28 protein-coding genes are annotated in these 26,428 nt (G+C 61.5%); 17 read left to right on the forward strand and 11 right to left on the reverse strand.

The genetic code is table 11. The features are described 5' to 3' along the window. The first annotated feature begins 131 nt into the window (after window positions 1-131). Genes napF through ACR3EK_RS02060 form a run of 8 tightly spaced genes read left to right on the forward strand, consistent with a single transcriptional unit; the run spans window position 132 to window position 6,629 of the window. The gene (gene napF / locus ACR3EK_RS02025; protein ID WP_170339549.1) at window positions 132-644 is read left to right on the forward strand and encodes a ferredoxin-type protein NapF; all 513 of its coding nucleotides are present in this window, start codon (window positions 132-134) and stop codon (window positions 642-644) included. Beyond that, window positions 641-934 (forward strand): chaperone NapD, encoded by a 294-nt coding sequence (locus ACR3EK_RS02030; protein WP_170451192.1) that lies wholly within the window; start codon window positions 641-643, stop codon window positions 932-934. Before napF ends, ACR3EK_RS02030 begins: the two co-directional genes overlap by 4 nt. Beyond that, window positions 931-3,423, forward strand: coding sequence for a nitrate reductase catalytic subunit NapA (gene napA, locus ACR3EK_RS02035; RefSeq protein WP_170365082.1), 2,493 nt, complete (start codon window positions 931-933; stop codon window positions 3,421-3,423). Before ACR3EK_RS02030 ends, napA begins: the two co-directional genes overlap by 4 nt. 27 nt (window positions 3,424-3,450) lie before the next feature. Further along, window positions 3,451-4,269, forward strand: coding sequence for a ferredoxin-type protein NapG (gene napG / locus ACR3EK_RS02040; RefSeq protein WP_170444174.1), 819 nt, complete (start codon window positions 3,451-3,453; stop codon window positions 4,267-4,269). Then, window positions 4,266-5,183 carry a quinol dehydrogenase ferredoxin subunit NapH gene (napH, locus tag ACR3EK_RS02045; RefSeq protein WP_480632550.1) on the forward strand — a complete coding sequence of 306 codons (918 nt, stop codon included), beginning with the start codon at window positions 4,266-4,268 and terminating at the stop codon, window positions 5,181-5,183. Before napG ends, napH begins: the two co-directional genes overlap by 4 nt. A 12-nt stretch (window positions 5,184-5,195) precedes the next feature. Continuing rightward, on the forward strand, window positions 5,196-5,633 hold the full coding sequence (locus ACR3EK_RS02050) for a nitrate reductase cytochrome c-type subunit (RefSeq protein WP_170339556.1): 438 nt from the start codon (window positions 5,196-5,198) through the stop codon (window positions 5,631-5,633). A 30-nt stretch (window positions 5,634-5,663) separates the two neighbouring features. Beyond that, a complete protein-coding gene (locus tag ACR3EK_RS02055) occupies window positions 5,664-6,359 on the forward strand; it encodes a NapC/NirT family cytochrome c (protein ID WP_170585062.1) in 696 nt (231 codons plus the stop codon). A gap of 12 nt (window positions 6,360-6,371) precedes the next feature. Beyond that, window positions 6,372-6,629, forward strand: coding sequence for a hypothetical protein (locus ACR3EK_RS02060; RefSeq protein WP_170340171.1), 258 nt, complete (start codon window positions 6,372-6,374; stop codon window positions 6,627-6,629). 14 nt (window positions 6,630-6,643) lie between these two features. Here the strand turns inward: ACR3EK_RS02060 and ACR3EK_RS02065 are convergent, their stop codons facing one another. From ACR3EK_RS02065 to ACR3EK_RS02075, 3 genes are all read right to left on the reverse strand, one after another. Beyond that, window positions 6,644-7,114: a phage holin family protein gene (locus ACR3EK_RS02065; RefSeq protein WP_170339560.1), complete on the reverse strand. Its 471-nt coding sequence runs from the start codon at window positions 7,112-7,114 to the stop codon at window positions 6,644-6,646. A gap of 11 nt (window positions 7,115-7,125) precedes the next feature. After that, window positions 7,126-7,401 carry a hypothetical protein gene (locus tag ACR3EK_RS02070; RefSeq protein ID WP_170339561.1) on the reverse strand — a complete coding sequence of 92 codons (276 nt, stop codon included), beginning with the start codon at window positions 7,399-7,401 and terminating at the stop codon, window positions 7,126-7,128. A gap of 72 nt (window positions 7,402-7,473) precedes the next feature. Next, window positions 7,474-8,556 (reverse strand): AI-2E family transporter, encoded by a 1,083-nt coding sequence (locus tag ACR3EK_RS02075; RefSeq protein ID WP_170340177.1) that lies wholly within the window; start codon window positions 8,554-8,556, stop codon window positions 7,474-7,476. Between the two features lie 173 nt (window positions 8,557-8,729). Here ACR3EK_RS02075 and ACR3EK_RS02080 point away from each other — a divergent pair, with 173 nt between their 5' ends. The 4 genes from ACR3EK_RS02080 to ACR3EK_RS02095 all read left to right on the forward strand — a co-directional run bounded on the left by ACR3EK_RS02080 (window position 8,730) and on the right by ACR3EK_RS02095 (window position 14,403). Beyond that, a complete protein-coding gene (locus ACR3EK_RS02080) occupies window positions 8,730-10,223 on the forward strand; it encodes a BCCT family transporter (RefSeq protein ID WP_170365139.1) in 1,494 nt (497 codons plus the stop codon). Window positions 10,224-10,697: 474 nt separating this feature from the next. After that, a complete protein-coding gene (xylB, locus tag ACR3EK_RS02085) occupies window positions 10,698-12,152 on the forward strand; it encodes a xylulokinase (protein WP_480632551.1) in 1,455 nt (484 codons plus the stop codon). Then, window positions 12,152-13,105 (forward strand): aldose epimerase family protein, encoded by a 954-nt coding sequence (locus tag ACR3EK_RS02090; protein WP_480632552.1) that lies wholly within the window; start codon window positions 12,152-12,154, stop codon window positions 13,103-13,105. Before xylB ends, ACR3EK_RS02090 begins: the two co-directional genes overlap by 1 nt. Beyond that, window positions 13,102-14,403, forward strand: coding sequence for a cytochrome-c peroxidase (locus ACR3EK_RS02095; protein ID WP_480632553.1), 1,302 nt, complete (start codon window positions 13,102-13,104; stop codon window positions 14,401-14,403). The genes ACR3EK_RS02090 and ACR3EK_RS02095 overlap by 4 nt, the downstream gene beginning before the upstream one ends. Here ACR3EK_RS02095 and ACR3EK_RS02100 read toward each other — a convergent pair whose 3' ends face one another. After that, window positions 14,404-15,915, reverse strand: a complete 1,512-nt coding sequence (locus ACR3EK_RS02100) for a CRTAC1 family protein (protein ID WP_480632554.1) — start codon at window positions 15,913-15,915, stop codon at window positions 14,404-14,406. It abuts the gene before it with no gap. Further along, a complete protein-coding gene (locus tag ACR3EK_RS02105) occupies window positions 15,905-17,122 on the reverse strand; it encodes an ROK family transcriptional regulator (protein WP_170340190.1) in 1,218 nt (405 codons plus the stop codon). Before ACR3EK_RS02105 ends, ACR3EK_RS02100 begins: the two co-directional genes overlap by 11 nt. A 151-nt stretch (window positions 17,123-17,273) precedes the next feature. On the opposite strand from ACR3EK_RS02105, the gene xylF reads away from it, so the two are divergent. From xylF to xylA, 4 genes are all read left to right on the forward strand, one after another. Further along, entirely contained in the window at window positions 17,274-18,293 is a 1,020-nt protein-coding gene (gene xylF / locus ACR3EK_RS02110; RefSeq protein WP_093965002.1) for a D-xylose ABC transporter substrate-binding protein, read from the forward strand. A 63-nt stretch (window positions 18,294-18,356) separates the two neighbouring features. Next, window positions 18,357-19,655, forward strand: coding sequence for a sugar ABC transporter permease (locus ACR3EK_RS02115; protein ID WP_480632555.1), 1,299 nt, complete (start codon window positions 18,357-18,359; stop codon window positions 19,653-19,655). A gap of 71 nt (window positions 19,656-19,726) precedes the next feature. After that, window positions 19,727-20,458, forward strand: a complete 732-nt coding sequence (locus ACR3EK_RS02120) for an ATP-binding cassette domain-containing protein (RefSeq protein ID WP_480633997.1) — start codon at window positions 19,727-19,729, stop codon at window positions 20,456-20,458. A 9-nt stretch (window positions 20,459-20,467) separates the two neighbouring features. Then, complete coding sequence (xylA, locus tag ACR3EK_RS02125; RefSeq protein ID WP_170356974.1) at window positions 20,468-21,775, forward strand: xylose isomerase; 1,308 nt, start codon at window positions 20,468-20,470, stop codon at window positions 21,773-21,775. Window positions 21,776-21,947: 172 nt separating this feature from the next. Here the strand turns inward: xylA and ACR3EK_RS02130 are convergent, their stop codons facing one another. Together ACR3EK_RS02130 and ACR3EK_RS02135 are read right to left on the reverse strand one after the other, a co-directional pair. After that, a complete protein-coding gene (locus tag ACR3EK_RS02130; RefSeq protein WP_170369905.1) occupies window positions 21,948-22,757 on the reverse strand; it encodes a glutathione S-transferase family protein in 810 nt (269 codons plus the stop codon). A 5-nt stretch (window positions 22,758-22,762) separates the two neighbouring features. Further along, the gene (locus ACR3EK_RS02135; protein WP_170339584.1) at window positions 22,763-23,206 is read right to left on the reverse strand and encodes a cupin domain-containing protein; all 444 of its coding nucleotides are present in this window, start codon (window positions 23,204-23,206) and stop codon (window positions 22,763-22,765) included. A gap of 111 nt (window positions 23,207-23,317) precedes the next feature. On the opposite strand from ACR3EK_RS02135, the gene ACR3EK_RS02140 reads away from it, so the two are divergent. After that, window positions 23,318-24,247: a LysR family transcriptional regulator gene (locus ACR3EK_RS02140; protein WP_480632556.1), complete on the forward strand. Its 930-nt coding sequence runs from the start codon at window positions 23,318-23,320 to the stop codon at window positions 24,245-24,247. Between the two features lie 23 nt (window positions 24,248-24,270). On the opposite strand, the gene ACR3EK_RS02145 is transcribed toward ACR3EK_RS02140, so the two are convergent. Genes ACR3EK_RS02145 through ACR3EK_RS02160 form a run of 4 tightly spaced genes read right to left on the reverse strand, consistent with a single transcriptional unit; the run spans window position 24,271 to window position 26,426 of the window. Beyond that, complete coding sequence (locus ACR3EK_RS02145; RefSeq protein ID WP_170460100.1) at window positions 24,271-25,011, reverse strand: energy transducer TonB; 741 nt, start codon at window positions 25,009-25,011, stop codon at window positions 24,271-24,273. Continuing rightward, window positions 25,008-25,403, reverse strand: coding sequence for an ExbD/TolR family protein (locus ACR3EK_RS02150; protein ID WP_480632557.1), 396 nt, complete (start codon window positions 25,401-25,403; stop codon window positions 25,008-25,010). The genes ACR3EK_RS02145 and ACR3EK_RS02150 overlap by 4 nt, the downstream gene beginning before the upstream one ends. Next, the gene (locus tag ACR3EK_RS02155; protein WP_170460103.1) at window positions 25,400-25,771 is read right to left on the reverse strand and encodes a biopolymer transporter ExbD; all 372 of its coding nucleotides are present in this window, start codon (window positions 25,769-25,771) and stop codon (window positions 25,400-25,402) included. Before ACR3EK_RS02155 ends, ACR3EK_RS02150 begins: the two co-directional genes overlap by 4 nt. Next, the gene (locus tag ACR3EK_RS02160; protein WP_480632558.1) at window positions 25,761-26,426 is read right to left on the reverse strand and encodes a MotA/TolQ/ExbB proton channel family protein; all 666 of its coding nucleotides are present in this window, start codon (window positions 26,424-26,426) and stop codon (window positions 25,761-25,763) included. The genes ACR3EK_RS02155 and ACR3EK_RS02160 overlap by 11 nt, the downstream gene beginning before the upstream one ends. Window positions 26,427-26,428: the final 2 nt, after the last annotated feature.

The following is a 26,428-nucleotide window of genomic DNA, read 5'->3' on the forward strand; positions in this document are numbered from 1 at the left end:
GTTTCAGGAAGGATTCGGTTGCTCAATCCATGAGCAAATCTGATCAAGATCAAGTCAGAGTTGACTCGTATCCGCTATCCACGCAGCATGAACGGAGTACCACAAATGTTTCTAGAACGGGTGGGCGGCACATGTCTGCAGTAGCCAGCAGGCGCGCGTTCCTGACAGGACGCCTGCCTCGCGAAGACGACAGCGTGAAGCGGCCGCCAGGAGCGGCGCGCGAAAACTTCCACGATCTCTGCACTCGATGCGGCGACTGTGTCTCGGTTTGCCCCGAGGATGTTTTGGCGATGGACGACGCGGGCTTGCCGGTGTTTCAGCCGCAGCAGGGTGGCTGCACCTTTTGCGGAGGCTGCGCGGATGCCTGCAAGACCGACGCATTGAGCCTGGACCGGTTCGCCGAGTGGCCGTGGCGCGCGAAAGTGTCCGACACCTGCCTTTCGGCAAATGGTGTCAGTTGCCGAGTGTGCCAGGACAGCTGCGATCAAGGGGCCATCCGATTCCGCCTGAAAACCGGAGGCCGTGCCGAAGTGAACCTGGACCTGGCATCATGTGTCGGTTGCGGAGCCTGTTCGGCCGCATGCCCGACCGGTGCCGTTTCCCTTGAGAGATACCAGCCCGCCACAGTGGAGGTGCGTGAATGAATATCTGTGGATGCCTCGTGCATGTCGCGCCGGACCAGACCTCGGCAGCACGGTCGGCGATGACTGCGTTTGACGGGGTCGAGGTCCATGCCGAATCCGACGACAGCCGGTTCGTTGTCGTTGTCGAGGACACGCAGACACGGCTGGCGTCCGAGATCATCATGGACCTGCATCAGATCCCCGGGGTCGTCTCGCTGACCCTGACCTATCACCATTTCGAAGATCTCGCGGAGACCCGTCCGCGTCCCGAAACTCCCAGCCAAGATTCCAGCCGGAGGCCCTTGTCATGACCATTTCCGAATCTCGCCGTACGTTTCTGAAAGCAACCGCCGCCGCCGCGACCGCGTCCGCGGCCGGTATCCCGCTGGCGACGGGCCAAGCTGCCGCCCAAGTCGCCAATGCCGACATCCGATGGGACAAGGCACCTTGCCGGTTCTGCGGCACGGGCTGCTCGGTTCTGGTGGGCACCAAGAACGACCGCGTGGTTGCCACGCAAGGCGACCCGGACGCTCCGGTGAACCGGGGGCTGAACTGCATCAAGGGCTACTTCCTTTCGAAGATCATGTACGGCAAGGACCGTCTGACCACCCCGCTGTTGCGCAAATCGAACGGCGTCTATGACAAGAACGGTGACTTTGAGCCCGTCAGCTGGGACGAAGCCTTCGACGTGATGGCCGAGAAGTGGAAAGAGGCGCTGGCCAAGAAAGGCCCGACCAGCGTGGGCATGTTCGGCTCGGGACAGTGGACCGTGTGGGAGGGTTATGCCGCGGCCAAGTTGATGAAGGCCGGGTTCCGCACGAACAACATCGACCCGAACGCGCGGCACTGCATGGCCTCGGCCGTGGTGGGCTTCATGCGGACCTTCGGCATTGATGAGCCGATGGGCTGCTATGACGACCTCGAGCATGCCGACACCTTCGTGCTGTGGGGCTCGAACATGGCCGAGATGCACCCGATCCTGTGGTCGCGCTTGACCGATACGCGCCTGACCAAGCCGGGCGCGCAGGTGCATGTGCTGTCGACCTTCGAGCACCGCTCGTTCGAACTGGCCGACAACGGCATCATCTTCAAGCCGCAGACCGATCTGGCCATCCTGAACTACATCGCGAACCACATCATCCAGACCGGCGCGGTGAACGAGGAGTTCGTCAAGAACCACGTCAACATCACCAAGACCGCTACCGACATCGGTTACGGCCTGCGCGAGACCAACCCGCTGCAACAGGCCGCGGCGAACCCGGACTCGGGCAAGCTGGAGCCGATCTCGTTCGAGGAATACGCCGCCTCGGTCGCCGACTACACGCTGGAATACGTCTCTGAACTGTCGGGCGTACCGGCGAACCAGCTTGAGCAGCTGGCCAAGGAATATGCCGACCCGAACCGCAAGGTCATGAGCCTGTGGACCATGGGCTTCAACCAGCACACCCGCGGGTCCTGGGTGAACTCGTTGATGTACAACGTGCACTTGCTGGTGGGCAAAATCTCCGAGCCCGGCAACTCACCGTTCTCGCTGACCGGTCAGCCTTCGGCCTGTGGCACCGCGCGCGAGGTTGGCACTTTTGCCCACCGCCTGCCCGCCGACATGGTGGTGACCAATGATGAACACCGCAAGATCACCGAGACCAAGTGGAACATTCCCGAAGGCACCATTCCGCCCAAGCCGGGCTTCCACGCGGTTCTGCAGAACCGCAAGCTGAAGGATGGTGACCTGAACGTCTATTGGGTGCAGTGCAACAACAACATGCAGGCCGCCCCCAATATCAACGAAGAAGGCTATCCCGGCTATCGCAACCCCGAAAACTTCATCGTCGTATCGGATCCGTACCCAACGGTGACTGCCGTTGCGGCCGACCTGATCCTGCCGACCGCCATGTGGGTCGAGAAAGAAGGGGCCTATGGCAACGCCGAACGCCGCACCCAGTTCTGGCGCCAGCAGGTAAAGGCCCCGGGCGAGGCCAAGTCGGACCTGTGGCAGCTGATGGAGTTCTCGAAACGCTTCACCGTCGAGGAGGTTTGGGACGAAGAGTTGCTGGCCAAGATGCCCGAGCATCGTGGCAAGACCCTGTTCGACGTACTGTATGCCAACGGCAAGATCGACCAGTATCCGCTGTCGGAAACCGCCGAAGGGTTCCACAACGACGAATCCGAGCATTTCGGCTTCTACGTCCAAAAGGGCCTGTTCGAGGAATATGCCAGCTTTGGCCGCGGCCACGGGCACGATCTGGCACCGTTCGAAACCTATCACCAGGCCCGCGGTTTGCGCTGGCCGGTCGTGGACGGGAAAGAGACGCTCTATCGCTTCCGCGAGGGCTACGATTCCTATGTGCCTGAGGGTGCTGGCGTCAAATTCTATGGCCACAAGGACGGAAAGGCCAAGATCATCTTCGCGCCCTACGAACCGGCAGCAGAGGAGCCGGACGAAGAGTTCGATCTTTGGCTGTGCACCGGCCGGGTGCTGGAGCACTGGCATTCCGGGTCGATGACCCGCCGCGTGCCCGAGCTGCACCGCGCCTTCCCCGCCGCCGTGGTGTTCATGCACCCCGAGGACGCCAAGGAACGCGGCGTGCGCCGCGGGCAGGAGATCGTGCTGTCCACCCGCCGCGGCGAGGTGATCAGCCGTGTCGAGACCCGTGGCCGCAACAAGGTGCCGCGTGGCCTCGTGTTCATGCCGTGGTTCGACGAGGGCCAACTGACCAACAAGTTGACGCTGGATGCGACCTGTCCGCTGTCGAAAGAGACGGACTTCAAGAAATGCGCCTGCAAGGTCGAGCGGGCGTAAGGGCAGGGATCGCAAAGGTCGCGTGTAATGTCTCTGGTCGGCAAACCTCTTTCGCCGCAACGGCGCCGGTTCCTGCAGGACTCGGCGCGCGCGGCGGGTGGCTGTCTGGTCGCCGGGTCGGTGCTGGCCTATCTGGCCCGCGACGCCCGCGCCCTGCCGGCCGAGGCCTTGCGCCCACCGGGGGCGTTGCCCGAAGATGGCTTTCTGGGGGCCTGCATCCGCTGCGGGCTTTGCGTCCGCGATTGCCCCTATGACACGCTGAAGCTGGCCGAGCTGGGGGTTGATGCGGTGGCGACCGGTACGCCGTATTTCATCGCCCGCGACGTGCCCTGCGAGATGTGCGAAGACATCCCCTGTGTTGCGGCCTGCCCGACCGGAGCGCTGGACAAGGGGTTGCAGGACATTGACGACGCCAAGATGGGTGTTGCGGTTCTGGTGGATCAGGAGAACTGCCTGAACTTCCTGGGGCTGCGCTGCGACGTTTGCTATCGCGTCTGCCCCGTCATCGACGAGGCGATCACGCTGGAGTTGTCGCACAACGACCGTTCCGGCCACCACGCGATCTTTGCGCCGACGGTTCATGCCGACCACTGCACTGGCTGCGGTGTCTGCGAGAAAAGCTGCGTTCTGCCCGAGGCGGCGATCAAGGTTTTGCCCGCACGGCTGGCGCGTGGCAGTTCGGCCGAGCACTATCGCAAGGGATGGGAAGAAAAGGCCGAAAAGGGCGGGCCGCTGGTCGAAGGCATCATCGACCTGCCCGATCGCCTGCCCGGACCGGGCGCGGACAACCTTGCCGCGCCGGGCGGGTACGAACCGGGCTACAACCTTCCGGGGGCAGGCCAATGACGGCGCGGACACATATGCCCGTCGGGCACGAGGCCCGCGAGGTCAAGGGATGGGTCGGCGCCCATCGGTTCCTGCTGCTGCGGCGGTTCAGTCAGGTGTTCTTTCTGGCGCTGTTCCTGTTGGGACCGTGGTTCGGCATCTGGATCGTCAAGGGCACGCTGGCCGGATCGTTGACGCTGGACGTGCTGCCGCTGACCGATCCGTTCATCCTGCTGCAGGGGCTGGTGGCCGGCCACTGGCCGGAAATGACCGCGCTGATCGGCGGGCTGATCGTTCTGGTGGCCTATGCGCTGATCGGAGGGCGGGTCTATTGCTCGTGGGTGTGCCCGATCAACCCGGTCACGGATGCCGCGCATTGGCTGCACCGTCGGCTGGACCTGTCCAAAGGCTGGCAGCCCAAACGCAGCACCCGGCTGTGGATATTGGCGACCGTTTTGATCGCGTCGGCCCTGACAGGTGTAATCGCTTGGGAACTGGTGAATCCGATCACCATGCTGCACCGCGGGCTGGTCTTTGGCATGGGTTTTGTCTGGGCGATGGTCGTAGCGATCTTTGTCTTTGACCTTTTCGTGGCCCGGCATGGATGGTGTGGCCATATCTGCCCGGTCGGGGCCTTCTACGGCCTGATCGGCGCCAAAAGCCTGCTGCGGGTCAGCGCCACCAACCGCGCCGCCTGTGACGACTGCATGGATTGCTATGCGGTCTGTCCGGAGAACCAGGTGATCTCGCCCGCACTGAAGGGCAAGCCGGGATCCAGCCCGCTGATCCTATTGCCCGATTGCACCACATGCGGCCGCTGCATCGACGTGTGCTCGGTCGATGTCTTCAAGCTTACCCACCGGTTCGATGACGCCGTCGTCGCGCCACCCGATCCAGCCGCCGCGCCAGAACCGCGCGCCGCCAGACCTGCTTAAGGGAGTGCCAAGATGAAAAAATCAATAGCGACAGGCGCAATAGCCCTGATCCCTGTTCTTCTTGTGACCGGGCTTGCCTTTGCGCAATCCGCGTCCGTGACCACGTTGCGAGGCGTGGACATCGATGATCCGGCCATCCTAGATGATGTGCACCGCAACATCGAAGGGCGCATGCAGCGCAACTATCGCCAGCAGCCGCCGCTGATTCCGCACAAGATCGACCAGTACCAGATCGACATCCGCACCAATCAGTGCCTGTCCTGCCACGACTGGACCAAGGCCGGTGAGCGCAACGCGCCGACCCTGTCGATGACCCACTATCTGGATCGCGAAGGCAACGAGCTCGATCAGATCGCGGGCACCCGGTATTTCTGCAACCAGTGCCATGTGCCGCAGGCGGATGCGCCGGCCCTGGTCGACAACCTGTTCCAGCCCTCGGCCGGAAACTGATCCAGCTTTGGACTGAAAGGAGCACCGAATATGGCAGACTCTCCTGAAAAGCGCGGCTTGATCGGTCGCATCTGGGCGTGGATCTGGACTCCGGCCGCCGCGTTCAGCGCAGGCTTTCTGGTTCTGGCGGGCTTTCTGGCCGGCATCCTGTTCTGGGGTGGGTTCCACTGGACGCTTGAGATGACGAATACCGAAGAATTCTGCGTCTCGTGCCACACGATGGAAACCAACCTTGGCGAATACCGGGAAACCATCCACTACAACAACCATTCCGGCGTACGGGCCATCTGTTCCGATTGCCACGTGCCCAAGGAATGGAGCTTCAAGATCGAAGCCAAGATCATGGCGGTGAAAGACGTCTATCACGAGCTGGTCGGCACCATCAGTACGCCCGAGAAATACGAGGATCACCGCCTGCAGATGGCCTCGGCCGTGTGGAAAAAGATGAAGGCCTCGGACAGCCGCGAATGCCGCAACTGTCACAATTTCGAATACATGGACTTCACCATTCAGGAGACGCGCGCCGCCAACGAACACCAGCGCGCGATCGACGAGAACATGACCTGCATCGACTGCCATCAGGGCATCGCGCACAGCCTGCCGCCGGGCTATCTGGAGGAGTACCAGAAAGTGGTCGCCTCGCTGGATCCGGTGACCGGCACCGAGGTGGCGCAGAGTACCGGCGCGGCCGAGATCCGGTCATTCCTGAACAGCACATCCGACTAGGAGTGGCACGACATGCTTGAGATTCTTGGAACAATCGGCGGCAACATCCTGAGCCTGCCCGGCATTCTGGGCCTTGCGGTGGGCATGATGACCCGCCAACTGTGGTTGGCCGCGACCATGGGCGCGGTGATCGGCATACTGGAAACCCTGGCTTTTGCCCATTGGGCCTTTGCCAAGGTCGAGCCCATGGAGCTGATCATCGGCGTTCTGGTCGGTGTTTGCGCCAGCAGCATTGGTTGTCTGATCCGCCAGAAAGGGGCGACCGTCTAGGCGACAGTCGCCGCTTACTCTTTGCGGTTCTTCAGGTGTTTCAGAACGGCGCTTGCGATCATGGTCACCAACCCGGGGGCAAGCGTTCCCAGAGGGTCGCGTGAGACGGTTCTAAGGTCGCGGACCGTCTCGCGAGCCTCTGACATCATGTCCTGAACCTCGGCCTCGATATCGCCGATCGCCATGTCGCGCAGTTCTGCTACTGGCGCAGTGTCGGCCTCGGCGCTGACCGAGTTGGCGATAGCCGCGAGTATCAGCGCCACGATCAGGTTGATCAGGGCGATGACCAGTGCAGCCAACGGCTTGGACATCACTGACGCCAGAGCAAGATAGCCCGCGACATTCAGCATGATGATGGCCAACCCGCCCGCCAATCCGGCTGCGGCGAAAAAGCCCGCGCGTTTGGCCAAGACGGTCATGTTCCGCTGAGCGATCAGCCGTTCGGTACGCAGGATGATGGAAATGTTTCGGGAAATGCGGCTCATCTGACTGTCTCCTACCTGGACCGACCGATCACGTAGCCCAGAGCGAAAACGCCCAGGGCGAACAGGATGGCTTTCTTGTGTGGCATGGCATCCAGCTCGGCCAGCGCGGTTTCGATCTCACCGGACCAGTCTTCGAACTCGGCCGACAACTTATCGGGAATGTCCTGGACGGCCTCTTTCACCTTTTCGCCCGCCTTGCGCGCGCCCGACTTTTTGTCCTCGGCCTGCTCTTCAAGCTGTCGCTTCAACTCAGCAACCTGCTGTTCAAGTTCCGCTTTGGTAACCATCGGCTTTGTCCTTTCGTGAAGCGGCCAGTCGCGCGGGCGATGGGCCGATAATCCGGTTTGTCGGCACCGAGATCAGTCTTTGGGGCCCACACGGCCATCGCCCGACATCAGTATGGCGATGGGGCGCGTGGCCGGAATGTGGGTCAGAATGATCATGATGCAGACGGTGATCGGAACGCTCATCAGCGCACCGGGAATGCCCCAGATCGCGGTCCAGAATGTCAGGGCCAGTATGACCATGAGAGGGGACAGGTTCAGGCTTTTGCCCAGCAAGGTCGGCTCAAGAATATTTCCGACCGAGAATTGCACGGCCCCGCACCCCAACAGCACCATCAGGAATGGGCTCAGTTCCTCGAACTGGACAAGAGCGACCAGAGAGGGCAGGGCGACACCAATGATGGACCCGACCGTGGGGATGAAATTCAACAGAAAGGCCAGAACCGCCCAGGTCTCGGCGAAATCCAACCCAACCGCCCACATGACAAGAAAGCTGCCGAACCCGGTTAGCGCGCTGACGAAAGTCTTGATCCCGACATAGCGCTGGATGCTGGCGGACGTGCTGTGCAGCACGTTGCGAACTTTGTTGGCAAGCCTTGGATCCGAGATCGCGAGGTCAATCTTGGTCTGCATCGGCAGGCGTTCAACCAGCATGAACGGCACGTAGAGCAGCACAAGGAAGAAGGCGCTGAGGAAGGCGCCAGCGGATCCGATGATGCTGCCGGCAAAACCCGACAGGTTGATCTGGCTCAGCGCCTTCTGGGCCGCGGCATAGTTCTCGTTGCCGACGAGGGCGACAAGTTTTGCCAGGATACCGGACAGGCGCTCTTCGTATTTCGGGAAAGCCTCGGACACCAGACCGGCCTGGCTGGACAGGATCGACAGGATGATCAGCAATCCAAACAGGATCAGGCACAAGGCCCCAAGATGCGCCATCCATTTCGGTACGGAATGGCCCAGAATGACGATCCGGTGGATCCGGTCAGATGTTGCAGTAAGCAGCACAAACAACAGTATGGCGAAAGAAAGCGGTATCAGAACCGAGGACGCCAGCACCAATGACGCGATGGTCAGAAACAGCAGAACAACCAGCTGATACCAGAAGGTCAGCCCAGGCTTGCCCACGCGCTGGTTGTCGGCCTTGGGTTGAGTTGCCATGCACGTCTCCTGCGGGCTCAGCACCATTGCGGCCCGCCACCGTTGGTCGGTTCCGCCATTAGGCACAGATATTCGGCTGTTCTCAAACAAAATTCTCGAAAGAGTTGATTTCTGGACAGGTTGCAAACGGGTCTCTACGCTCGGCCTTGGATCAAATCCAAGGACCAAAGCCCATGCGCCGCACATCGACCAATTCGCTGCTTGTCATCGCGCTTGCGATTAGCGCAGGCATTGCGATTTGGGGTCTTGTCGACCCGGCGGGGCTGGGCCGGTTGGCGTCTGCCGCGGTTGCGACGCAGTTCGAAAGCCGGGGCTGGTTCATAATGCTCGAGGCCAGCGGCCTGTTGTTCGTTGCGCTGTTTCTGGCCTTTTCGCGCTTTGGGCGCATCCGGTTGGGGCCGGATGGTGCCGATCCCGAGTTTTCGACTCCCGCATGGATCGCCATGCTGTTTGCGGCCGGGATGGGGGTTGGGCTGCTGTTTTATGGTGCGGCCGAGCCGCTGACTCATTTCGAAGAGCTCAGAAAATACGAACCAGATCCGAGGGCCGCCGGAAACGCTCTGTTCGTAACCTACCTGAACTGGGGCTTTCATGCCTGGGCAATCTACGGGGTGGTCGGTCTGATCATTGCCTATTTCGCCTTCCGCCGTGGGGGCACTCTGCTGCTGAGCGCGCCGTTGAACGACGCTCTGGGGTCGGCCCCGTGGGTTCGGGCGATGGGCTGGGGCTTTGACCTTCTGTCAATCGTTGCCATTGCCGTGGGGTTGGCTGGTTCGCTGGCCATGGGGGTGTTTCAGGTGCAGACCGGGCTGGCCGGATTGCTTGGCGTGGCAGATTCGGCGGCTCTGACGCTTCCGGTCTTTGTCGCCATGTGTGTGGCATTTGTCATTCCTCTGCGCCGGGATCTGGGGGACGGCATGGCGAAGCTGTCCAATGCTGCGATGCTGATTGCCGTGGCAATGATGATCTATCTGTTGATCCTTGGCCCCACCTCATACCTGATGAACGGTATCGTGAGCGGCTTCGGAAGATACGTGTTCCACGTTCTGCCCGCAGGGTTTGCCACGGCCGAGTTCTTTGGTGACGACCTCGTCAACTGGTTCCAGGATTGGACTCTGAACTACATGATCTGGTGGCTGGCCTGGTCGCCGTTCGTCGGTATCTTCATCGCCCGGATTTCCCGGGGCCGAACGATCCGGGCGTTTCTTTTGGGTGTGATCGTCGCGCCAACCTTGTTCTCGATCCTTTGGTTTGGCGTGTTTGGCGGGCTTGGGTTTTTTGACGCGCTGCGGCAGCAAGGTTCCTTGTCCGTGGTCAATCAGCAGAATCTTGACGCGACCACATTCGCGTTGCTTCAGCGGTTTCCACTGTCCGGACTGACGCAGACAGCGACCATCGTCGCGGCGTTTCTGTTTGTGGTCACCAGCGTCGTCAGCGCCGGATTTACCCTCGCGATGATCGGAACCGGTGGTGATGAAAACCCGTCTCCCCGGATCCGAACGGTGTGGGGGGCAATTCTGGGTGCGTTGGGGCTTGCCATGGTCTTTGTCGGGGATATCGGGCTGGTGCGATCTGTGATCGCAATTTCGGCGATCGCCTTTGTTTTCATAGTTCCGGTTCTGGTGGTCTGTCTGTTCCGGGTGCTGGCGCGGGAGGAAGGGCCATGACAGGCGAGGTTCTGGATACCGTTCTGAACGTCACCGTCTTTCTGTACCTGGGCTTTCTGATCTGGCTGTGCCTGCGCCCGGATCCCTGAGGCCCGGTCGCCGGGAAAGGGGATGTCGCCATCCATCAAACCTGATGGGCGTAACCCAAAGAACGCGCGCGCTTTCCTTGCAGCTTGAGATGCAGCCATGCCCCATGCTGCGGTCGTCATGCAACGAGACACCCGCCTCGAACTCCGAGACATAGGGCAGCATGCGCAAGAATTGGCAGCCTGTAGCGAACTAAGTCTTGAGCGCCCAAACAGCGTATTGGCGGAGAGCTTTTTGATCCGCTGCCGATCAAAGAGGTTGGGTGAGGACCGGGCATTCCGCCCTATTTGTGTCGTATGAATTTGCGCGCCGGATTCCGGTGTTGACATTTTCTGAACTCAGTTAATAATTTTACCAACTAAAATAATATGGGTGAGGGCGCGTCTCGTGTATCTGGGTTTGGATCTGGGGACCTCGGGTCTCAGGGGAATTCTTGTGGACGAAGCCGGGCACGTTCTGGCCGAGGCCGAGGCTGAGATCGCGACGTCGAACCCGCAACCGGGCTGGTCCGAACAAGCCCCGCAAGACTGGATCGACGCCTGTGTAACCGTCATGGGCCGGCTGCGTGAGACGAACGGCGATGCACTGGCGCAACTGCGGGCGATCGGACTGAGTGGCCACATGCACGGCGCAACGCTGTTGGATCGGGACGGCACCGTCCTGCGGCCGTGCATTCTGTGGAATGACACCAGATCGGCGCTAGAGGCCAAAGAGTTGGACCAGACCCCCGGGATGCGCGAGATCACGGGCAATATCGTGTTCCCCGGGTTCACCGCGCCCAAGCTGGAATGGGTCCGTGCCCATGAACCCGACCTGTTCGCCCGTACGGCCATGGTGTTGTTGCCGAAGGATTATCTGCGGTTCTGGCTGACCGGGGAATATGTCAGTGACATGTCCGACAGCGCGGGAACGTCCTGGCTGGATGTCGGCGCGCGAGACTGGTCGGACAGGGCGCTGGAGTTGGGTCACATGAGGCCCGATCAGATGCCGCGACTGGTCGAGGGCACTGACCATGGTGGCGAACTGCGGGATGAACTGCTTCGGGAATGGGGGCTGTCCGGCCCGGTTGTGGTCGCTGGCAGTGCTGGCGACAACGCCGCGGCCGCTTGCGGTATCGGCAGCATCGACGAGGGGTCCGGGTTTCTGTCTCTTGGCACCTCGGGTGTGCTGCTGATGGCTCGGAACAGCTATGCACCGGCACCCGAGACGGCGGTTCATTGCTTTTGCCACGCGGTGCCTCGGCGATGGATTCAGATGGGCGTCATCCTGTCGGCGACCAACAGCCTGAACTGGCTGTCACGCAATCTGGGCCAACCGGTCGAGGCGCTGGCCGGGGCGCTGCCCGACCAGCCAAACGGGCCGTCGTCGTTGACCTTTCTGCCCTACCTGTCCGGCGAGCGGACGCCGCATAATGACAGCACCATCCGAGGAGCTTTTCTGGGCCTAGACATCGCTTCGGAGCCGACGGATCTGGTGCAGGCAGTGATGGAGGGTGTCGGTTTTGCAATGCGCGATTGCCTTGAGGCCCTGAGGAGCACCGGTACCGAACCGGCGCAGTTGATTGCCGTAGGTGGCGGTGCGCGGTCCCGCTACTGGCTTCAGACCATCGCCACCACGCTGAATGTGCCGCTGGCCCTGCCCAAGGGAAGCGCGTTCGGGGCTGCGACTGGTGCCGCGCGGCTGGCCATGTGCGCAGCCGGAGACGCAACACCCGAACAGATCATGACCCCGCCAGAGATCGACGCCTTCATCGAACCGCAGAGTGATTTGACCGAAGCCTATGACAGCGCCTACAGACGATACAGAGCGTATTACAAGGCGCTGGCGCCATTGGCTGGATGATGAACAAAAGTCGCACTGATTGCACTGATATCCCGGTTATCGTCCTGCAAGACGGGGACATGCGGGTGTCATTGCTGGGCTATGGAGCGATCACGCAAGGGTGGTGGTACAAGGGCCAACCGCTGATCCTTGGCTATGACGACCCGACCGAATACCTGAACGACCCGTTCTATCTGGGCGCGCTCGTCGGGCGGGTTGCCAACCGGATCGGCGGCGCAGGGTTCGATCTGGACGGCACCCATCATGCGCTGATTGCGAACGAAGGGTCGAATACGCTGCATGGGGGGCCAGAAGGACTCTCGCGCCAGTTCTGGCAGGTCGAGCAGCTTTCGCCGTGCGAGGCGGTGCTGGTCCATGTCTCGCCCCACGGCGCAGGCGGATTTCCGGGGGCTGTGCGCTTCGACGTCAAGGTCCGGTTGGATTTCCCTAGCCTGACATATTCGATCTCTGCTTGGCCGGACAGGCCGACCCCGATCAGCATTGCGCAACACAACTACTACACGTTGGGGTCTGCTCGAGGCATCTCGCAGCACCGATTGCAGTTGGCGTCGGATCGCCACTTGGAGCTGGACGATCCGGGGATACCGTCTGGCGGGATCGTCGGCTCTGCATCGGTCGGGCTCGATTTCGCGGCCCCCCAACCGATCGGACAGGCCGCCACGGACCTCGATCACTTCTTCCTGTTCGGCACCGGCGGCACGGTGGCCCAACCGGTTGCCACCCTTGCGGCGCCGTCGGGTCTGACGATGACGGTCCATTCCGATCAGCCCGGGGCGCAGGTCTACTCTGCCGCCCATTTGTCCGCGCCATTTGCACCGCATGCCGGGGTCTGTATCGAGCCATCGGGCTATCCGAATGCGCCGAACGTCCTCGCGTTCCCATCGATCATATGTACGCCCGAGAAACCGTATCACCAGACGCTGATGCTTGAGATATCCGAGGCAGGGGCATGAGCGTGATCCGTTCCTTATCGGCCTTGGCTGTTCTTGCCAGCTTTGCCACCGGGACAGCGGCCCAGAACCTGGGCCCGGCTCCCGAGTTCATCGAGCCCGACCTTGCCATCGTGGAACTGGGCCAAATGCTGTTCTACGACCCGATCCTGTCGGGAAACGAAAATATCAGTTGCGCCACCTGCCACCACCCAAGATTCGGGACCTCGGACGGGATGTCGCTGGGCATCGGAGAAGGCGGGATTGGGCTGGGCAGCGCCCGCGGGCTTGGATCCGACAACCTGCCCGAACAGCGCATTCCGCGCAATTCCCCGGCCCTCTGGAACCTTGGCGCGACCGAGTTCACGACGTTTTTTCACGACGGCAGGCTCGAGGATGCTCCTGAGCAACCTTTCGGCATCAGAACACCGTTGGGGCAGCATATGCGGCCGGGGTTCCGCTCGGCATTGGCGGCTCAGGCCATGTTCCCGGTTCTGTCGCCGGATGAGATGGCCGGACACTACTCGGAAAACCCGATCAGCAAGGCGGTGCGGCTGGGCCTTCTAACACAACAGGGTGGTGCATGGGATCTGATCGCCGGGCGGGTGGCTGCGGTTCCGGAGTACCAACGGATGTTTCGCGACGTGACCCCCGAAAAGGAGGTCTCGTTCGTAGCCATCGCCAACGCGATTGCCGATTTCATCGCCTTTGAATGGCGTGCCGACAACAGTCCCTTTGATCGCGCGATGCGCGGAGAGGAACCTCTGCCGCCCGACGCGGCGCGCGGCATGCAGCTGTTTTACGGCAAGGCCGGTTGCGGATCGTGCCATTCGGGGTGGTTTCAGACTGACCACGGGTTTCATGCGATCGCGATGCCGCAGATCGGCCCGGGAAAGGCTGCTCGTTTTGAAAACCACGTCCGGGATGATGGTCGACTGCGCGTAACCGGTGCAACCGAAGATGCGTTTGCGTTCCGGACGCCGTCGCTGCGCAATGTGACGCTGACTGCGCCCTATGGTCACGATGGCGCCTATGCTCGGCTCGAGGACGTGGTACGGCACCACCTTGACCCCGAAGGCGCGTTGCGGCGCTACTCGATCGAAATGGCAGATCTGCCTGTCTTCCCCGGAGCCGATGATCAACGGCCGCTACAGGATCCGGCCTTGGTCGATGCCATCGCCGCGGCCAACGAACTGCAACCGATTGCCCTGTCAGATGCAGAGATTGACGACATCCTGAGTTTTATGGCCGCGCTGGAGGATCCCGCCGAACGGCTGGGTGTACCAGGGCGGGTGCCCAGTGGGCTGCCAGTCGACAAGTGATCAGCGCCGCAGTCGGATGATCCGGTTGGTGTCGTATGTCTCCCAGTCCGAGCGGTCTCCGCCGGGCCAGACGACACGAATGTCCACGGTCTTGGCATTGCCCAGACCGAAATGCTGCGGCCCTGCCATCCCGCTGGCATGGCCGCCGCCGATCGTGATCTCGCGGGTCTGAATTCCGGCAACGGTCCGGACTTCGACAAAGGCGCCGATGGCCTGCGAATTGACGTCGTGCAGGCCCAGGTCCACCATGATCCAGTTCCCTGTGGCGGGCTGGTTCTGATAGATTTCGGCCGGTGATCCGCGATTGACCACAACCAGGTCCAGCCAGCCGTCATTGTTCAGATCATGCAGTGCGGCGCCGCGAGATTTTGCCATCGATGCCACACCGGCCTCAGCCGCGGATTCGAAAAACTGACCGGATTCCAGCTGCAGCAACAGGCTGTTGGGGTCGTCCTGCGCCGCATCCGGCATCTGCTCGACATTGCCCTTCGCGACGAAAATGTCGTCACGCCCATCGTTGTTCACATCCGCGAATTGCGCGTGCCAACCGGTCGATGGTCGCCCGTCCGCGCCGATGTGCGGCCGGTGTGCGGTCGTGCCCTTGTCATAGGTCGCATCACGCCATGTGGGACCGCCGGCTTCGGGGTCGAAAATCTGGAATTTCTGATCTCCCATCGAGGTCAGGTAGACATCGGGATAGCCATCCCCCGTCAGATCGCGCGACGCGATGCCCATGCCCCAGATCGAGTAGGGCAACCAACCTTCTGCCTGATCATACAGGCGCGGAGTTTCTTCCATCGCCCACATCTGTTCCTGTCCGCCACGGACATAGTAGTGCCGATCGTTGCTGATCCGCAGATCCGCGCGCCCGGTCCGGCCCCAATCCGAGAACAAAGCCGACAGCGCACAGTACCCAGGTTTCAGCCGAACGGGCGGGCCATAGGTTTCACCAAGGGGGCGGTACAGCAGAGTGGGGCCGCAGGCCTCGAATGGGCCATTCGGATTGTCGCGGTCCACATAGGTTCCGAAGGCGAGAGTGGGCAGTGTCTGTCCGGGTTCCCACGTGGCCGTGAAGGCCGTGGTCCAGTGGTCATCGGGCTCAAACCCCGGCCCCGCGAATGGGCTGAACTGGCAATCGGGCCCACCTTTGAGCAACAGGTCCGGCCCAACGCGCAGAACCACAAGGTCCAGGATGGCGTCGCCGTCGATGTCCATCGGGTAGGCGCCGGTCACACCTGTCAGGGACAGCGGCTCTGGCGTGCTTGCCTGAAAGGAGATTTGCGCTCGAGAGGTGTTTCGGAACAGCTGCGATGGGTTCGCCCCACCAGCAAGGAAGAGTTCCGGCAAGCCGTCCCCGCTGCAGTCGAAAACCGCGACGCCGCCACCCACGAAATGCTCCCAACCGCCGTCGTAGACATGAGAGGGAATGTCGATCGGTTGATACCGGGGAATGGCAGGATCGGCACTGGCGGTCGTGGCGAGGGCCGCCACCAGGGCGAATTCAGCTCGCATGGGCTGCGATCTCCTGCACCTTCAGGATGGACACTTGCTCGATCCCGTAGGCCGCCGCGCCCTTGGCCCACATGAGGTCGCCCCAATGATGCACCTTGATCTCGGGCAGGGCGGTGTCGACATTCACCACTCCGTTTCGAATGCGCGCCATCACGTCGTCCGAACACAGGTGCTCAAAGCTGACCTGGGCTCCGGACAGAATGATGCAATCTGGGGCAAACAGATTGATGAGGTTGGACAGGCCCAAGCCGAACATCTGGCCCGCGCGAGCCAGAACGGAAATCGCCCGTTGGTCTCCGGCGTGCGCGCGGTCGTGAATGTCGGATACGGTTTCCAACGCGCTGCTTTGCCCGGCGACCGTCATTTCTCGGATCAATGCATAGTCGCCGACATAGGCCTCGAGGCATCCCCGTTGCCCGCATTGGCACAGCGCCCCGTCCAACTGGACCTTGGCATGCCCGAATTCGGCCCCGCAGCCATGGTTGCCCCGGAACAGCTTGCCGTCGAGAACGATGCCCAGTCCGACACCGTGTTCGATCGTGACGACAAGAAAGTTCGACAGGCCCTTGCCCAGCCCGAACAGCTGTTCGGCCTTGGCCACTAGGTTCGCATCGTTCTCGATGAAGGCCGGGCAAGGCAGGCCTTCGTCCAGAAACGCGGCGAAGTTCACATTGCGCTCGGTGATCGAAGATGACCAGTGCACGAAATTCCTTTCGGCATCGACCAATCCGGCGATGCCTATGGAAACACCTGAAAGCCCGTCGATCGTACGGTCGATCTTTGCGCAGGTCTCCTCAAGCGCAAGGCGCACAGTGCGGACGAAATCGCGCGGAGACATTCTGGCATCTTGCAAGGCGTACATGTGCGAGGTGACTTCGTTGCCTTCGAAATCGACCAGGATGACCGAGATGACCTGGCGCGCGACCTTGAGGCCTGCCACAAGATAGGAGGGCCCGTCCAGTTGCAGAAGAACCCGCGGCCGCCCGCGTTTGGCAGATTTGGAATGCGCCTCGCCTTCGGTCTCTCGGACCAGGCCGGCGGAAATCAGGTCAGCGGTTGCAGCGGTGACGGTCGCCGGGCTGGTCTGCAGGGCCGATGCGATGTCGATCCGCGAAATCGATCCCTTGGTCCGGATATGCTCCAACACCCGCAGGCGCGTGGCATTCCGTTGGTCCAGCGAGTTTTGAGAAGCCTTGCTTTTCAGCATCTTGTCTCCGCGAATCTTCTGTTGGCCTCAATCTATTGGGATTTGAGGTCCACGAACAGAGTAAATATTTTACCCGCTGAAATAAATATGATACGCAGAAATACGAGGGCCGCGAATCATGACGCGATGGCCCCATCAACGGGAGGAAATCATGAAACGAATTCTCAGCTTTTCAGCTGCTGTTGCCATGGTTGGCTCGGCTGTCTTTGCCGAGCCGGTCGTCGGTGTAAGCTGGTCCAACTTTCAGGAAGAGCGCTGGAAGACGGACGAAGCGGCAATCAAGTCTGCGCTTGAGGCCGGTGGGGCCGAATATATCTCGGCGGACGCCCAGTCGTCCTCGGCCAAGCAGCTGTCCGACATCGAAAGCTTGATCGCACAGGGTGTGGACGCTCTGATCATTCTGGCGCAGGACGCGCAGGCCATCGGTCCGGCCGTACAGGCCGCCGCGGATGAGGGCATTCCCGTCATCGCCTACGACCGCCTGATCGAGGACGATCGCGCGTTCTACCTGACCTTCGACAATGTCGAAGTGGGACGCATGCAGGCGCGCGCCGTGTACGAGGCGATGCCCAAGGGCAACTACGTCATGATCAAGGGTTCGCCTACGGATCCGAACGCGGACTTCCTGCGCGGTGGTCAGCAGGAAATCCTTCAGGCGGCGCTGGACAGCGGTGACATCGTGATCGTCGGTGAAGCCTATACTGATGGCTGGTTGCCCGCGAATGCGCAGCGGAACATGGAACAGATCCTGACCGCCAATGAAAACAAGGTCGATGCGGTTGTCGCGTCGAATGACGGGACCGCAGGTGGTGTTGTCGCGGCGCTGACTGCGCAGGGCATGGAAGGTATCCCAGTGTCGGGTCAGGATGGCGATCACGCCGCGCTGAACCGCGTGGCCTTGGGTACGCAGACCGTTTCCGTCTGGAAGGACGCACGCGAGCTGGGCAAGGCAGCCGGCGAGATTGCCGTCGCACTCAGCAGTGGCACCGACCCGTCGGAAATCGACGGAGTGGTCAGCTGGACCTCGCCGGGCGGAACGACGATGAATTCTGTCTTCCTGGCTCCGGTTCCGATCACCAAGGACAATCTGTCGGTTGTTGTGGATGCCGGATGGATCGCGCTGGAAGATCTGTGCCAGGGCGTCGAGAACGGCCCCGCACCCTGCAACTAAACTCCAAAGTCCCCGGCCTGCATGGGCGGGCCGGGGACCCTTGCTGAATTTGAAAGATCGGAAATGACCGAAACTTCGTCTCAGCCGATACCTCAGAAAACCAAGCCAAGCCTATTCCAACAGCTGGAACTGGACATGCGGCTTTTGGGCATGATCGGCGCATTCGTGATCCTGTGCATCGGGTTCAATATCGTCACTGACGGACGGTTCCTGACGCCCCGCAACCTCTTCAACCTGTCGATCCAATCGGTTTCGGTGGCGATCATGGCCTGCGGTATGGTGTTCATCATCGTAACCCGTCACATCGACCTGTCCGTTGGCGCTTTGCTGGCGACCACCTCGGCGGTGATGGCCATGACGCAGACCGAGTTGTTGCCGCGCGTGTTGGGGATGGGTCTGGACCATCCCGCCACCTGGATCATCACCATTCTGGTCGGTCTTGCCATCGGAACGCTGGTCGGAGCGTTTCATGGCTGGATGGTCGGCTACCTGACAATTCCGGCGTTCATCGTGACTTTGGGTGGCTTTCTGGTCTGGCGCAACGTCGCCTGGTATCTGACAAGCGGGCAGACAATCGGGCCGCTGGACAGCAATTTCCTGATGTTCGGGGGAACGAACGGAACCTTGGGAACAACGGCAAGCTGGCTGTTCGGGTTGTTTGCGGCGGCCATTGCGATCTGGGCGCTGTGGGGCAGCCGCCGGGCCAAGGCGGCGCATGGCTTCCCGGTCAAACCCGTCTGGGCCGAGGCAACGCTCGCCGGGATCATTGCCGCAAGCATCCTGGGATATGTGTACATCCTGAACAGCTATGCCATTCCGACCCGCCGGTTGCAGCGTATGTTCGAAGCCCGCGGCGAGACGATGCCCGAGGGCCTGATCGTCGGATACGGCATCCCGATCTCGGTCCTGATCCTGATCATTGTCGCCGTGACCCTGACGGTCGTGGCCCGCAAAACCCGTTTTGGGCGCTATATCTTCGCGACCGGCGGCAACCCGGATGCCGCCGAGCTGTCGGGTATCAATACCCGCCTGCTGACCGTCAAGATCTTTGCGTTGATGGGTTTCCTGTGCGCGGTTTCGGCAGTGGTCGCCTCGGCGCGGCTGGCCAACCATTCCAATGACATCGGAACACTGGACGAACTGCGAGTGATTGCGGCTGCGGTCATTGGCGGAACCGCCCTGTCTGGCGGCATCGGCACCATCTATGGCGCGATTCTTGGTGCGTTGATAATGCAGGCGCTGCAGTCGGGCATGGCCATGGTCGGCGTGGATGCGCCGTTCCAGAACATCGTCGTCGGCAGCGTGCTGGTTCTGGCCGTCTATATCGACATCGTCTATCGCAAGCGATTGGGTGGAAAATGACGCAAGCGCAGGAAACTCAGAAAACGCCGCCGGCATCCGGTCGCGGTTCCGGGCAACCACCTCTGGTCGAGATGCGAGACATTTCGATCTCGTTCGGCGGGATCAAGGCCGTCGACCAGGTCTCGGTCGACCTGTATCCCGGCGAGGTGGTGGGATTGCTGGGGCACAACGGGGCTGGCAAATCGACGCTGATCAAGGTCCTGTCCGGAGCCTATCAGATGGACCACGGGCAGATCCTGATCGATGGCAAGCCGGTCGAGATCAACAATCCGCGCAACGCGCGGGCCAACAATATCGAGACAATCTACCAGACCTTGGCCCTGGCCGACAATCTGGACGCCACCTCGAACCTGTTCCTGGGACGCGAAATGACTACGCCTTTCGGTCTGGTCAACGACGCGGCGATGGAGGCCGAATGCCGTAAGATCATGGCGCAGCTGAACCCCAACTTTCAGAAGTTCAACGATCCGGTTTCGGCTCTGTCCGGTGGCCAGAGACAGTCGGTGGCCATCGCGCGGGCTGTCTATTTCAACGCCCGCATCCTGATCATGGACGAACCGACGGCCGCCTTGGGCCCGCACGAGACGCAGATGGTTGCCGATCTGATTCACCAGCTCAAGGCGCAGGGGATCGGAATTTTCCTGATCGACCATGATGTCCATGCGGTCATGGATTTGTGTGATCGGGCCTCGGTCATGAAGAACGGCAAGCTGGTCGGCACGGTCGATATCGCGGACGTGACCGACGACGATCTGCTGTCGATGATCATTCTGGGCAAGCAGCCCGGGCAAAACTCGGAATAGGGGGCAGGTATGACAAGCGGTTTCTTCGAGGGTATCGAAAAGGTCCGGTACGAAGGCGTAGACAGTCGGAACCCGCTGGCGTTCCGTCACTATGACCCGGACGAAGTGGTGTTGGGCAAGCGCATGGAGGACCATCTGCGCTTTGCCGTCGCCTGGTGGCACTCTTTCGCATGGGAGGGCGGAGACCCGTTCGGTGGTCCGACCCTTGTCCGCCCGTGGCACCCGCAAGACGACATGGGACGCGCCCGGATGAAGGCCGATGTCGCCTTTGAGATGTTTGAAATACTGGGACAGCCCTATTTCTGCTGGCACGACGCGGATATTCGCCCCGAACAGGGCAGCTTTGCCGAAAACCTGCGCACGCTCGAGGAAATCACCGACTATATCGGTGAAAAGATGCAGGCGTCGGGAACCAAGCTGCTTTGGGGGACCGCCAACATGTTCAGCCATCGCCGCTGGATGGGGGGTGCCAGCACGAACCCTGATCCGGACGTCTTTGCCTTTGCCGCAGCAACCGTGAAATCCTGTATGGATGCGACCCACAAGCTGGGCGGCGAGAACTATGTGTTGTGGGGCGGGCGCGAAGGCTACGAGACGTTGCTGAACACCGATCTGGGGCTGGAACTGGACCATATGGGACGGTTCCTGAACATGGTGGTCGACTACAAGCACAAGATCGGGTTCAAGGGCACCATCCTGGTCGAGCCGAAGCCACAGGAACCCTCCAAGCACCAGTACGACTACGACGCCGCAACCTGCATCGGGTTTCTCAGGAAATACGGGCTGGAAGACGAAGTGAAGCTGAACCTGGAACAGGGCCACGCGATCCTGGCTGGCCACAGCTTTGAACATGAGATCGCCGTGGCGGCGGCCGAGGGTATGCTGGGTTCGATCGACATGAACCGGAACGATTATCAATCTGGATGGGACACCGACCAGTTTCCCAACAACGTGCCCGAAGTCGCGTTGGCCTACTACTACATCCTCAAGGCCGGAGGGTTTTCGACCGGGGGCACGAATTTCGACGCCAAGATCCGCCGCCAGTCGATCGACCCCGAGGATCTTGTCGCGGCGCATGTGGGCGGCATGGACGTCTGTGCCCGCGGGTTGAAGGCCGCCGCCGCGATGATCGAGGATGGCGGGCTTGATGCCGCGTTGACCGACAGATACTCCGGATGGGGCAGCCCGGAGGCGCAATCCATGCTTGCCTCATCGCTGGATGAAATCGCGGCTCGAGTGTTGGCCGAAGGTATCAATCCCGAGCCTCGATCCGGAAGGCAGGAGCGCTTGGAGAACTACGTCAACAGGTTTGTCTGACGGCTAAAGGTTCAACGGTTCCGCGCCCGGAAGCCTAAGACTGGTTCGGTTTAATCAGCCGGTATTCATGACTTAAGACCGACTGTGCACCACCGGGCCATATTCGAATGCGTGTTGTGGGCGCCGGTCCTCCGCGGCGGGTGCCCCCGATCGACCCGCGTGCCTTCTGGCTTCAATCAGATGCCGGGACTACCAGCCCAAGTTCTTTGTCCGATGCCGTCCCGGCATATTTGTCCCGCGGTGGCATTGGCCTCGACTTCCAATGTGGCTCGAACGCAAAGCTCGACACTTTGCGGCCGCCCACCAACGCTCCGTTTCCGGCACCCAATGCATAGTCGTAGTAGAGTTTCACGATTTCTTCTTGTGTCACCTGCCCCGTGGCCTCATGCGCCATGCAGGCGGCTTTCCAGTTTCGGACTCTGTCGTACTCGCCGTTCTGCGGGAGTTCAAAATCTTCGTAGTATTCCAGAAACCAGAACCGTTGGAACATCGGTGTAAATACCGCCTCGGCCAACCCGAACTGATCGAACAGAAAAACACCGTTCGGGTTGTGGGTCAGAAGAAAGTCATTGAGGTCACGATATAGCGCGAGCAGTTTTTCGTTGTGGGCGTCTTTCTGCGCGGGGTCCTGGTTCATCACATAGACGTAGCCGGTCATCGTGAAGGCGCCCTCTTTGGCAATCAGCATCGACTCGACCGCATGCTCGGCCGGGTCGCTGCGCCGCAGCTTTGGCCCTTCGAGCATTTCATCGAGATAGCGCAGGATCACGAGGCTTTCCTTGATGATCTGCCCGTCCGGAGTCTCGAGAACCGGCAGAGCGGTCGTTCCGCGCGTTTTCTTCAGCAGCTCTGGATCGCGGGGTTTGGTGATGTCCACGACGCGGAACTCCACCCGGTCCCTCATCCCCCGCAACGCCAGCAGAATTTCAAGCCGCTGTGAAAAGGGACACACAGGAATATGATAGACGATGTGCTGGGTCATGACGTTCAATCCAATGGAGGGCCAGTAAATGACAGGTTGTACTTGGCGGCTACGGCCTCGATGTCCGGCATGTCTTCCGGAATTTTGTACTGGGCCGTTGCCATGGCGTGGAAAAAGCCCTCGAAACCTCCCGGTGTGAGAATGACAAGGTGACGGCTGGGCTCATCACCGATGACCTTGAACGTGTGTTCTTTTCCGCGGGGTATGAAGATGCTTTCGCCCGGGCCGACACGCGTTTCGACACCTTCGACCCAGACTTTGCAGACACCGGTCAAAATCACGAAGACTTCGTCTTCTGCCTGATGGATGTGCCGTGGCGGACCGCTTCCGACCGGCGAAAGGCTGTCTACAATCGACATGGCGCCCCCGGTTTCAGCGGGGTCCAGAATTGTTTTGTAACGAACGCCCTGCCATTCGAGCGTGGCGTCATCAACCAGATGATCATGCATCGCTTCTGTCCTTTGATCCGACATGAAACGAAAGCGCTTTCGGTACCTTACTTGTAGGCGCAAAAAACGGTATCAATCTAACGAAAGTTCATAATACACGGTATTACCAACATGAATTTCGCAACGCTTGATCTGAACCTGCTCCGTGTTCTTGATGCGATTCTGACGGCGGGGTCCACCACCAAGGCAGGGGAAAGACTTGGGGTCTCGCAATCCGCAGTGTCGAATGCGTTGAACCGCCTGCGGCACGCCTTGGGTGACGATCTGTTTGTGCGGCGGGGAAATCAGCTTGTCCCAACGGATTTTGCGGTTTCGATCAAGGACGGGCTGCGTGAGGAACTCAATCGACTTGAAAGTCTACTGAGCCACAATGACGATTTCGACCCCAGGCAGGCATCCGAAACTTTCAAGATCGCGGCCAGCGACTTTTTCGCCGAGCTGCTGATGCCCGGTCTTGGGGGTGTTCTGAACCGCAAGGCTCCGAAGATGGTCGCGCAATTGGTGGATCTTGTTCCCGAGAACTATGTCGAGAGTCTTGAGCGCTACAATGCTGATCTCGCGTTGATCCCGGATACAGATGCACCGGATTGGATCAGCCGAGAGGTGCTGTTCCGGTCGTCCTTCATGGTCGTCGGCCGCGTTGACAACCCATTCCTTGCACAGATCGAAGACGGCACCGAACTTCCGGTGGAAACGTTCTGCGCCTTGTCGCATGTGCTGTTTTCACCCGAGGGTAAACTGGCGGCGATGGGTGATGCGGCTCTGGCGAAAGTTGGTCGGAAAAGGCACGTCGCGATGACCCTTCCGGTGTTTTCAGGGGTGTGCCGAGTGGTCAGTGCAAGCGATCTTGTGGCCTTGGTGCCTTCTCAGCTGGCCAGGAAGTTGGCGCCGGAGTTCGGCCTGAAGGTACTTGCCCCGCCGTTCGAAATCGAACCCGTCAACATCATAGCTATCTGGCACAGACGATCGGATGCAAATCCGATGGCAAAATGGATGCGGCAACAAGTGTTCGATCTGTTGAAGCCGCTGGACACCAGGTAGCCGGACAAGCGCGGGTTGAGTTTCTATTTGCTGACGATTTCCACGGTATAGGCGCGCCGGGCCGAGGCCGGCGGCGGCGGGAAGGGCGCGGCGGCCCGGACCTGCGCCAGTGCGACCTGATCCAGCCGGGCCGAACCCGAGCTGCGGGCGACGCTGACCGACGCCAGCGCACCGTTGTCGGCGATACGAAGGGCCACCAGAACCGAGCCTTGGATATTCACGCTTTTTCGACGGGCGCGCAAAATCTTGCGCTTGACCAGACCGGCATAGGTGCTGGCCTCGGCATTTCCCTGTTCCTGCGCGGCGCGGTTCGTCCGTTTCGCCGAGGCCGCCCCGGTCGCCGCCTTGCCGGTGGCGCTGCCCTTTTTGCGGCTGTCCGCGGCATTCCCGGTCGGGGTGGGTGGTTTTGGAGGCCGGGCCTGCTGCGGCTGGGGTTTTTGCAAGGTCGGTGTATGGGCGTTCTGCCGCTGGGCCGGGGCCTGCGCCTGCACCCTGGTGGCCGGCTGCGCGCGCGCACGGTCCGCCGGGGCCTCTGGCGCGGTCTGTGCTGGGGCAACGGGTGACTGCTGCGCGGCCGCCGGGGGCGGGGCTACGGTTCCGGCCGCGTAATCCCGGAACGAGGACCCCAGCGCCGCAGGGGCAACCGCGCCACCGCCTTCGATGAGAACCGCTTCGTCCGTGTCGAATTCGAACAGGGCGGCGGCGTGGGTCGCGGCGGCCAGCACGACCAGCACGGCGGCCATGATGCGGGATTGCGGGATCATGGCAGGCCCCGTTCGGTCACGACGAAGACCCGGTTGGCGCCCAAGGTACGCAGGGCGTCGCTGATCTGTTTCAGCCGCACCGCCGGCAAGGCCCGGTCGGGCACCAGCCGCACGGCGTCCAATGGCAGGTCGATCGTTGCGCGCTCGACATAGGCCGCTACGTCGGTCAGCTCGGCCCCGCGATATTCCAGCACGCCGTCGGCGCGGATGACCAGCGCATCCGGCGGCTCGCGCCCTTCAAGATCCGCCGTCCGCACCAGTTGCACCGACTGGCCCAGAGGCGGCGCCAGCGTGCCTGCGATCATGAAGAAGACCAGCATCAGAAAGACCACGTTGATCAGGGCGATCGTCGGCTCGCGGCCGGGTTTCGTTTTGGGGGTCAGGCGGATCATCCGATGACCTGCGTGCTGAGCCGGGACACGGGCGCAAGGGCGGTCAGCAAGTCGATCAACTGCTGCGAGGTCGCCCCGCCGCCCAGGCTGATCAAGGCCAGCTCGTCGGTCCGGCCGTCGAACCGGGCGGCGACCGCTTCGGGCGCGACTTCGGTGCCGTCTATCAGGATGCGGTCGCGTTCCAGCTTGATGAACCGGATGGGCCGCTGGGCCTGCGCCCCGCCCGCCGCGGCGGTGGTCAGCTCGATCTCGGCGTATTTCGAAAAGGTCGAGGTGAGCATGAAGAACAGCAGCAGCAGAAAGATGACATCGATCAGGGACGTCATCGAAAGGTGCCGGCGCCGCCTTTTGCGGGTTTCAAGCGCCATGGGCCAGCACCTCGGAGGACGGGATGGCCGGGCGTGACGCGGCGGCGTGGCCGGGGGCAAACACCGTGCGCAGGGCGCGGTTGGCAAAGACCCGTTCGCGGGTCATCCGCGCTTCGAACCAAGTCAGGACCAGCGCGGTGGGCATGGCCACGGCCAGCCCCGCGGCGGTCGTCATCAACGCAACCCAGATGCCGCCGGCCAGCAGCGCCGGATCCACCGCGTTGCCGGCCGCCTGAAGAGTGCGGAAGGCCTCGATCATGCCCAGCACGGTGCCGAACAGCCCCAGCAGCGGCGCAAGCTGCGAGACCATGTCCAGCACGTTCAGCCCGCGTTCCAGCCCGGCAAAACGCGCCTCCGCCTCGGCATCGGCGCGGTCCATCAGTTCCGGGCCGTGCCCGTCCAGCGCCATGGCGACCACCGGCGCCAGATAGCTGCGGCTTCGGTCCAGATGCGCGCGCGCGGTGGCCCGGTCGTTGCGGTCCCAGGCTTCGATGGCCTGCGATAGCTCGACATGCCGCCCGACCCCGGCGGCCTTGTACTGCCACAGCTTGTAGAGGATCAGCGCCATGGTCGCGACCGAGGTTGCAATCAGCACGGCCACGACCGGGCCGCCCAGGTCCAGAATTGCGGTCAGTCTTTGCAGAAACGCATCCATCG

This window comes from Ruegeria sp. BC8, from assembly GCF_056535705.1.